Annotated in this window: 2 protein-coding genes; both read left to right on the top strand. The window is 19.2% G+C overall.

Annotation, left to right across the window (positions count from 1 at the left end; genetic code table 4):
- Positions 1-226 precede the first annotated feature (226 nt).
- Positions 227-580, top strand: coding sequence for a hypothetical protein (locus tag EHV01_RS05620; protein WP_422066602.1), 354 nt, complete (start codon positions 227-229; stop codon positions 578-580).
- Positions 581-588: 8 nt separating this feature from the next.
- A complete protein-coding gene (locus tag EHV01_RS05625) occupies positions 589-930 on the top strand; it encodes a hypothetical protein (RefSeq protein ID WP_422066603.1) in 342 nt (113 codons plus the stop codon).
- Positions 931-1,363: the final 433 nt, after the last annotated feature.

Raw genomic sequence — 1,363 nt, forward strand, 5'->3', positions numbered from 1 at the left:
ATTAAAATCAAATTTATCAAATTTCATAATTTTAGATTCCTATAATTTCTATTTTAAATATATTTTATAGGAATTTTAAAATAACTAGGTTATGCAAGAAGTCTATTCAAATTGATGGGGCTTTTGAACCTATGAGAGAAAATAAAAAAAGAGTTGAAAATAAAATATTTGCTTCAACTATGCATGTTGGTGTTGATGAAGAAAAATCAACAAAAAACAGAAAAAAATGAAAAAGAAAAAAGGTGTTTTTCAAATGATGAATAAAAATCATAAGAATAAAAATGAAAAATCTAATATGGATAATTTTATTGATAAAATTTTTAAATTAATGGATACTTATGATATCAATGAAGATACTAAAATATTAATATTAAGTGATGGCGAAAAACAAATTAAAAAAGTTTATAGAGCAGTAAAAGAAAAATATAAAAATAACAATGTATCATATAGTTTAGATAGATTTCATTTAGTAAAAAGATTTAAAGAATTATTTCCAAATCGTAAGAAAAACCGAATTCATAGATTAAAATATAAGTTATCAAAAATATATTTTTTACTGGAAATTATGAAGCATTATTAGATTTTTTAATGTGTCATTTGCCCTATGTTATTGATAATAAAAAGAAATTTTTATTAGAAACTATTGAATTAATTAAAAATAATAAAGAAGGCATTGAAAATCAAAGATTAGAATATAATATTGGTTGTCACATGGAAGGCGATATATCACACTATATTAAGGCAGTTAAGGGGCGTGGCGCGAAAATATATTGTAAAGAAACATTTATCAATATGTTAATTGCTTCAATGTTAAGACTTAATAGTAAAACAAATGAAGAAAAAATTGATAAAACTAATAAAAATAAAGAAAAAATTGAATTTAATATATTTAATTTAAATCAATCTAAAAATCAATTTTTATCTTTATAAAAAATAAAAAACCTTTTAAAATTATTAATAACTTTAAAAAGTATTTTTTAGTGTATCAAAATTCATAAATTTATAAATTATTTCTTCAAATAAAAATTATGTTTTTGGCTGAGTAAATTAAATACGGGTTTTTTCTTTTAAGGATTAATTATTGTTCCTAAATGAAACAACCCCTCTTTATTTGTTAAGTTCATATTAACACATTATTTTTAATAAGACGACCAAAAAGTAATAAATTTTTAAATTTATCTTATTTTAATTATTTAAAAGTATAAAAATTCTTAATATTTGTTATTACATCAATTTTATTTATTTTTGCTAATTTTAAGCTTTAATTTTGTCGAAAACTCTTGATGAAATAAAAAAAATCATCAATATGACAATTTGAAAACTAATTTTGTGTAAGATTATGATTTTGCTTTAAATTTTTTAA

The sequence above is a fragment of the Spiroplasma sp. hy2 genome, from assembly GCF_044714365.1.
Lineage (GTDB): Bacteria > Bacillota_I > Bacilli_A > Mycoplasmatales > Mycoplasmataceae > Spiroplasma > Spiroplasma phoeniceum.